Raw genomic sequence first — 6,800 nt, forward strand, 5'->3', positions numbered from 1 at the left:
AAACATTTGTTGGTCAAAAAAAGCGGGTGCGTCATTGGGAGGTTCCCTCCTAATGAAAGGCGCACACAAGACACAAAATCTGGCTCTGGACAGCAGTAGATCACTTTCATCCAGGAATTTCTGATAGTTGCGCTCGCCAGCGTCGCGGCGGAGATCGGCAGCAGCATCAAAAATCTGCTTCCAGGCTGGGTAGTCTTCTACTTCATGAATGATGAGCACGTATGGCATCGGATGTTTAGGCGGAAGGATCTGAGAGAGAGTGGCAATTGAGACGCGGTTAGAAGTATCATCAGCTAACACGATCGCCACGATCGTCCTTTGTGCATATTCACCGCCGATCGATAATTCATACATTCTGCCTGATGGTCATTTATTTTGTCTTCTTGACGATTTCTGCTGCTACCTATGCGCTGTTTAGTTTGGGATTAAATCTCCAGTGGGGCGTGACAGGGTTGATTAACTTCGGGCATGTCGCATTTATGGCGATCGGTGCCTATTCTACCGTGTTGCTGTCCATGCAAGGCGTACCAATCCCGATCGCGGTGTTAATCGGTGCTGGTTTATCCGCACTCCTGGGACTGCTGATCGGGATTTCGACATTGCGACTGCGAGAAGATTATCTAGGGATTGTCACCATCGGCGTATCGGAATTAGTCCGCTTGGTAGCCAAAAATGAAGCTTGGCTGACGAAAGGTACCTTTGGGGTGCAAGGTTATCCAGTGCCATTTAATTTTAAACCGGAATATCCAGCGAGAATCGGTTTAATTATTTGGTTGACAGCTATTTGTGGGTTAGCATTATGGCGATTATGGCTGTGGATGCGGGTGGAAACTTCGCGGCTACTCGGTGGTGCGGTAGCGATCGCGTTTGTGCTGACTGCATATATTTGTGGTGCGTTATCACTGTATACTTACGACCCGCGTGCTGGCTTGATGTTGCTGACATTGACAGCATTGACAGTCGTATATATCGGCCTCGAAAAATTAGTAAATTCGCCGTGGGGACGGATCTTAAAAGCGATTCGGGAAGATGAAGAAGTCCCCAAAGCTCTAGGTAAAAACGTCTTTTGGTACAAGCTTCAAGCCTTCATGCTCGGTGGGGCGATCGCGGGTGTATCTGGAGCCTTTTATGCTTGGAATGGCACAGTTTTTCCTGACAATTTCGAGCCATTAATTACGTTTAATGCCTGGATTATTGTCATGCTTGGCGGTTCGGGAAATAATCTCGGGACTATCATCGGGGCGATTATTTTCTGGGGCTATAATTCAATTACCCGCGATGAATCATTTAAGGCCATCTTTCGAGCGATGCATCTAGATGAAACGCAACAAGGTGCCTTCCGCGTGATGATTATCGGATTAGTTTTGATGTTAATTATGGTCTTGCGTCCTCAAGGTATTTTGGGTAAAAAAGAAGAACTAACTTTAGGTAGGTAATGTAATTGATAATTAATAATTGATAGTTTAATGAATTTTGCCGCGATTGTAATAGATAAGCCTAAAACCTAAAACCTAACCCCTATGTCTAACAATTACGTACCGATGTCAACCCAACCATTGCTGGCTGCCACCGGATTGTGCAAAACCTTTGGTGGTGTCAAGGCAGTGCAAAAAGCTGGGATTGAAGTTGCCACTGGCAGTATTACTGGCTTAATCGGCCCCAATGGAGCTGGCAAGACGACTTTTTTCAATCTTTTGTCCAATTTTATTCGGCCAGATTCCGGCCAAATTAAATTAAATGGTCGTGAAATTCATACCATGCAACCCCATCAGATTGCGAGACTGGGGATGGTGCGGACATTTCAGGTTGCTAAGGCATTATCGCGGATGTCCGTATTGGAAAATATGCTGTTGGGAGCCAAAGATCGCGCGGGGGAGAAGATTTGGCAAGTATTCTTGCAACCAAGCCTCGTCCAGTCACAGCAACGGGAATTGAAAGACAAAGCGATGTCTATCTTGACTTCTGTAGGGTTGAGCGAGAAAGCTAATGACTATGCGGGCGGACTATCCGGGGGACAGCGCAAACTCCTCGAAATCGGTCGCGCACTGATGGCAGATCCACAGTTGATTTTATTAGACGAACCGGCGGCGGGTGTTAATCCCCGTTTGATTGAAGATATTTGCGGTCACATTCTCAACTGGCGCAAAGATGGTCTGACTTTCTTGATTATCGAACATAATATGGATGTGATCATGACACTATGCGATCGAGTCTGGGTATTGGCTGAAGGCACTAATCTCGTCGATGGGACACCAACTAAAGTCCAAAATGATGCGCGTGTGATTGAGGCTTATTTGGGAATTGATTAATTTGAGTTGGGAGTTGGGAGTTGCTCTACCACCATATGGGAGCGAGGAGAGAAGAGATCCAAAAACAGCAAGTCATACCTCAAATCAGCAATACCAATTAAATTTAGAGGATCGACGATCTTCGATCGCGTAAAATAGAGGAGCAATGTCTTGTCTCACTGTGTTGACTGAAACACATGCTCCTCCACTCTCCGCGTGATTTGGGTCGCTGCTTGGTGCGCTAAACCCTCTCTTCTCTATCGAGAGGCTACGCCAACGAGACGCTACGCGAACGGCAGAGGCGTGTCGCAGACGGAGCGCGCATCCGCAAACCGTCGGGAAACAAAGGCTTGCGTGAGCCGCTTCAAGAGTTGCTCCTCTATTTTTTTGCGCTGTATTTCCATTGCACTACCGCCGTTTTGGTCGAACTAATTTATTAATTTCTGCATTTTCCCTAGGGACGATGCATTGTTTGAGCAATCCCGAAATAGCTTATCAAACCGTGCGTGCAGCCGTCGAACTGGGCATCAACCATCTAGAGACAGCTAGAGGCTACGGCCAAAGTGAGACATATTTAGGGCTAGCACTCCAGCGCGAATTACCAGTCGATCGATCGCAGCTATATATTACAACCAAGTTGCCGCCGACACCCGATCGAGCGTTGATGGCACAGTGGATCGATGAATCTCTAGCACGGTTGCAAGTAGATTATATCGACTGCGTGGGTATCCACGGCATCAATACGCCCGAACATTTAGATTGGGTCAAAAATGGTTGCTACGTGGCTGTTGCCGATGCGATCGAGTCTGGCAAGGTCAAACATATCGGTTTCTCTACTCACGGCAGTTTAGAGCTGATTTTAGCCGCGATCAAGACAAATTTATTTGAATTTATCAACCTGCATTATTATTACTTTTACCAACGATTGGCACCCGCGATCGAGTTGGCGAGCAAATATGACATGGGCATATTTATCATCTCCCCTGCCGACAAAGGCGGCAAACTCTACACCCCACCGCCGAACTTAGAAAAATTGTGCGCACCATTAACACCGTTAGCATTTAATTATCGCTGGCTATTAGCAGACGATCGGATTAGTACCCTCAGTCTCGGTGCCGCCAATCCTGACGAACTCTATCCCTCACTCGATGTTGCCGATGCGAATTATCCGCTAACAGCGGCAGAAAACCAAATAATCGATCGATTAGAACAGCAATTACAAACTAGCCTCAATACCGATCTGTGCAGTCAATGTTATGCATGCTTGCCCTGTCCCGCCCAGATTAATATCCCCGAAGTATTGCGGCTGCGAAATCTGGCCGTAGCTTATGAAATGACCGATTACGGACAATATCGCTATCAGATGTTTGAAAATGCCGGACATTGGTTTCCAGGGATGAAAGCCAATCGTTGTAATGAGTGTGGAGATTGCTTACCCCGTTGTCCGCAGGAATTGCAGATTCCGCAGTTATTGACTGATGCCCATGAGAAATTACATACTCGTCAGGGGCGGCGATTGTGGGAATAAAAGTCATGTGATCGCAAACATATCGAGCAAAAATTGCCGATTCAATCTAAAAAATTAGCTCTCAATCTTGCTGCTATTGACATATCCTAATCTTTTTCAAAATGTTCTTTAAGGAACATTTTCTTGAAGACCAGCTCGAAAAACATTCATACAGAAGCGGCTATGATGGTGCAGAATGTAAGATTGAGCAATTGATTGAAATAGCAGCGAAAATTTTGGGTTTCGTTCGCTGCAGACGGTCGCGCTACTACAGCAAAATCTTTCTAAATATAGATAGTGGTGACACCCAACCCAACAACCAAAAAAAATCACCATAGAATCGATCTATTTATTTAATCCGTGTGGAAATGTTGTTGCAAGTTCTCGATCGAGTAGCATCGAATCGTGATTAGTTATTTCTTGTTGACTTGCTTGTGTAAAAGGTAAAATCCAATTGGCTTTGAGAGCATAATCGATCGCATACCGCGCGATCGCAAACATCACCACACTCTTGCCGATAATTAAGACATCTACCCAAACTTGTGACAGCACGAAGTCACTCACATCTACTTGGGCTAAACCGCGCACCAAACCAAAAGCTAACATCGCTCCATCATTGAGATGATCGTTGAGATCGGTACGGATGATATAACGATAGGTGACACCGAACAAAAACCCACAGACGATCGCGATCGTGAACTCAAAACCTAGACTCAGCAAAGATTTCGAGTATTCATGCAGCATGAATCGATCGATAAAGATCGTGGCACTATACACAGTACCTGCGGCAATCCCGCCGAGACTGCCAGCCTTGATCGATTCGATGCGTTCTAGTGTGTCCTGCATGGAAGGTTAGTATAGAGAACAGCACGACGAAAAAGCAACTTTTTGCAAAGTAATGTAAAAGACCGAGATCGGAGCGCGAGGGCGTGAGAAGTATTGTAAAGTAGATGGCAGTTAGGTTCGTGTGGACAAAGTCAGCGAGATCGCGCCCTCACCAGCTAAAATACAAATAGTAATTCAAAACCAAACAATGGTAGACCGTCCAATCAAAAAAGCCGATCGTCAAAATCCTCCTGTTGAGAGCGACGGCAACCCCAAATCTTCCGAATCCCCCAAGAAGAAGAGCAGTGAGAATCGTGAGAGTCGCGGTGCAGACAAAGGTGGCCGCAGAGACTCAAACAAAAGAGACGAACCGAGAGCACCAGAAAATCTCGCCTTGATGAGAGGCCCTAAGCCCAGCAAGGCCAAACCACCCGTAATTAAGGAAGCCGAGCCAGAAGTCAGTGAAGAGACGGCAACTGAAGATGTTGCGGCTGAAGCGACAACAACGGATGAGGCTTAGATCTAGATCTAGTCAATTAGTTCAGTTTTAATCTTCTTAGCAGGGATCGATCGATCCCTGTTATTTTTTTAATCGATCAATCGGTGCCGGTTCTGGTTAATTCGGTATTCAGACGTTGAAACGATCGTGCTCATCTGTAAAATAATGAAGTTGCTAGCGGTGTGAGTTGATGAGTGCGAACGCAATTAAATTTGGGACTGATGGTTGGCGCGGCGTCATTGGCGCAGAATTTACATTCGATCGACTATTGATGGTGGCACCGTTAGCGGCGGCGGTGTTAGCGGATACTTATAGTGCCAAGACTGGCAATCGCAAGATTATTGTCGGATTCGATCGGCGGTTTATGGCCGAAACTTTTGCCAAACAGATGGCCGAGGCGGTGCAACAAGCTGGGTTCGAGGTGATCCTCAGCGATACCTTTGCACCAACGCCAGCATTTAGTTGGGCTGCCCACAGTCAAAATGCCCTCGGTGCCCTGGTCATTACCGCCAGTCACAATCCTGGTGACTATTTGGGTTTGAAGGTCAAGGGTAACTTTGGTGGGTCGGTACCGCCGGAAATGACCCAACAGATCGAAGCGAGATTGGGGCAAGCTTTGCCCCCAACTCAACCAGGCACCCTGACGACTTTCGATCCGTGGGCGAGCTACTGTCAGGAATTACGGGGCAAAGTCGATCTGGCCAGCATCCAACAAGCGATCGCATCAGGTAAGCTATCCGTATTTGCCGATGTGATGAATGGTGCGGCGAGTACAGGTTTAGGCCGATTATTAGGGTTGCCGATTACCGAACTCAATAGCAAAACCGATCCGCTATTTGGCGGCGGCGCACCCGAACCTTTGCCCAAATATCTCTCCCAACTAATGCGGACGATTCGCAGCCATCGTAGCAAACCTGGGGTCAGGGTTGGCTTAGTATTTGATGGCGACTGCGATCGAATAGCGGCGGTCGATGGCTCTGGTGAGTTTCTGAGTTCGCAGATTTTGATTCCGATTCTGATCCAGCATTTGGTCGAGCAGCGGGGCTTTACTGGCGAAATTATTAAGACAGTGAGTACTTCCAATCTCGTGCCGCGCATGGCAAAGCTGTACGATCTGCCGATCTATGAAACGCCGATCGGCTATAAGTATATCGCCGATCGGATGTTAGATACGCCAGTCCTGATCGGTGGCGAAGAGTCGGGCGGGATCGGTTATGGCAATCATATCCCCGAACGCGATGCCCTGCTCTCAGCACTATATCTGCTCGAAACAATTGCCAAATCTCAGCAAGATTTGGGTGATTTGTATCGTCAACTCGAAATCAAAACTAACTACGATTTCAAATACGATCGCGTCGATTTACACCTCGCAAACATGGAGGTGCGATCGCGATTGATGGCGCAATTAGAGCAGAAATCATTCGATAAAATTGCTAATATAGAAGTATGCGGCCGCAATTTAGCAGACGGGTACAAATTTAACTTAGCTGACGATCGGTGGCTATTGATTAGATTTAGCGGTACCGAACCAGTGCTAAGACTTTATTGCGAAGCTGCAACGATCGAACAAGTGCATGAAACGCTTGCCTGGGCGCAGGATTGGGCAAAGTCAGTATCATGAAAAAATGAGCGATCGTTGGATTAGTCAAAATTACCGGCAGTGGTGGATTGCCACTGATGA

The 6,800-nt window shown here is 46.9% G+C and carries 7 protein-coding genes and 1 pseudogene; 6 read left to right on the plus strand and 2 right to left on the minus strand.

The window, feature by feature from the left end; translation table 11 throughout:
- Nucleotides 1–354, minus strand: a pseudogene (locus tag RMO27_RS14410) (hypothetical protein); the annotation flags it as partial.
- Between the two features lie 8 nt (nt 355–362).
- Here RMO27_RS14410 and RMO27_RS14415 point away from each other — a divergent pair.
- The 4 genes from RMO27_RS14415 to RMO27_RS14430 all read left to right on the plus strand — a co-directional run bounded on the left by RMO27_RS14415 (nt 363) and on the right by RMO27_RS14430 (nt 4,133).
- The gene (locus RMO27_RS14415; protein WP_309733676.1) at nt 363–1,436 is read left to right on the plus strand and encodes a branched-chain amino acid ABC transporter permease; all 1,074 of its coding nucleotides are present in this window, start codon (nt 363–365) and stop codon (nt 1,434–1,436) included.
- A gap of 84 nt (nt 1,437–1,520) precedes the next feature.
- Nucleotides 1,521–2,309, plus strand: a complete 789-nt coding sequence (locus tag RMO27_RS14420; protein ID WP_309733679.1) for an ABC transporter ATP-binding protein — start codon at nt 1,521–1,523, stop codon at nt 2,307–2,309.
- Between the two features lie 382 nt (nt 2,310–2,691).
- The gene (locus tag RMO27_RS14425) at nt 2,692–3,816 is read left to right on the plus strand and encodes an aldo/keto reductase (protein ID WP_309733681.1); all 1,125 of its coding nucleotides are present in this window, start codon (nt 2,692–2,694) and stop codon (nt 3,814–3,816) included.
- A gap of 101 nt (nt 3,817–3,917) precedes the next feature.
- Nucleotides 3,918–4,133 (plus strand): hypothetical protein, encoded by a 216-nt coding sequence (locus RMO27_RS14430; RefSeq protein WP_309733683.1) that lies wholly within the window; start codon nt 3,918–3,920, stop codon nt 4,131–4,133.
- 7 nt (nt 4,134–4,140) lie between these two features.
- On the opposite strand, the gene RMO27_RS14435 is transcribed toward RMO27_RS14430, so the two are convergent.
- Nucleotides 4,141–4,641, minus strand: a complete 501-nt coding sequence (locus tag RMO27_RS14435; protein ID WP_309733685.1) for a hypothetical protein — start codon at nt 4,639–4,641, stop codon at nt 4,141–4,143.
- Between the two features lie 187 nt (nt 4,642–4,828).
- On the opposite strand from RMO27_RS14435, the gene RMO27_RS14440 reads away from it, so the two are divergent.
- Entirely contained in the window at nt 4,829–5,140 is a 312-nt protein-coding gene (locus tag RMO27_RS14440) for a hypothetical protein (RefSeq protein WP_309733687.1), read from the plus strand.
- A 169-nt stretch (nt 5,141–5,309) separates the two neighbouring features.
- Nucleotides 5,310–6,740, plus strand: a complete 1,431-nt coding sequence (locus RMO27_RS14445; RefSeq protein WP_309733689.1) for a phosphoglucomutase/phosphomannomutase family protein — start codon at nt 5,310–5,312, stop codon at nt 6,738–6,740.
- The last annotated feature ends 60 nt before the right edge of the window (nt 6,741–6,800 follow it).

The organism is Chamaesiphon sp. OTE_75_metabat_556, assembly GCF_031378165.1.
Taxonomy (GTDB): Bacteria; Cyanobacteriota; Cyanobacteriia; order Cyanobacteriales; family Chamaesiphonaceae; genus Chamaesiphon.

Bases quoted from the DNA above. Each gene is read 5' to 3' on its own strand.
- RMO27_RS14415 (WP_309733676.1), top strand. From the start codon at position 363: ATGGTCATTTATTTTGTCTTCTTGACGATTTCTGCTGCTACCTATGCG.
- RMO27_RS14420 (WP_309733679.1), top strand. From the start codon at position 1,521: ATGTCTAACAATTACGTACCGATGTCAACCCAACCATTGCTGGCTGCC.
- RMO27_RS14430 (WP_309733683.1), top strand. From the start codon at position 3,918: ATGTTCTTTAAGGAACATTTTCTTGAAGACCAGCTCGAAAAACATTCA.
- RMO27_RS14435 (WP_309733685.1), bottom strand. From the start codon at position 4,641: ATGCAGGACACACTAGAACGCATCGAATCGATCAAGGCTGGCAGTCTC.
- RMO27_RS14440 (WP_309733687.1), top strand. From the start codon at position 4,829: ATGGTAGACCGTCCAATCAAAAAAGCCGATCGTCAAAATCCTCCTGTT.
- RMO27_RS14445 (WP_309733689.1), top strand. From the start codon at position 5,310: ATGAGTGCGAACGCAATTAAATTTGGGACTGATGGTTGGCGCGGCGTC.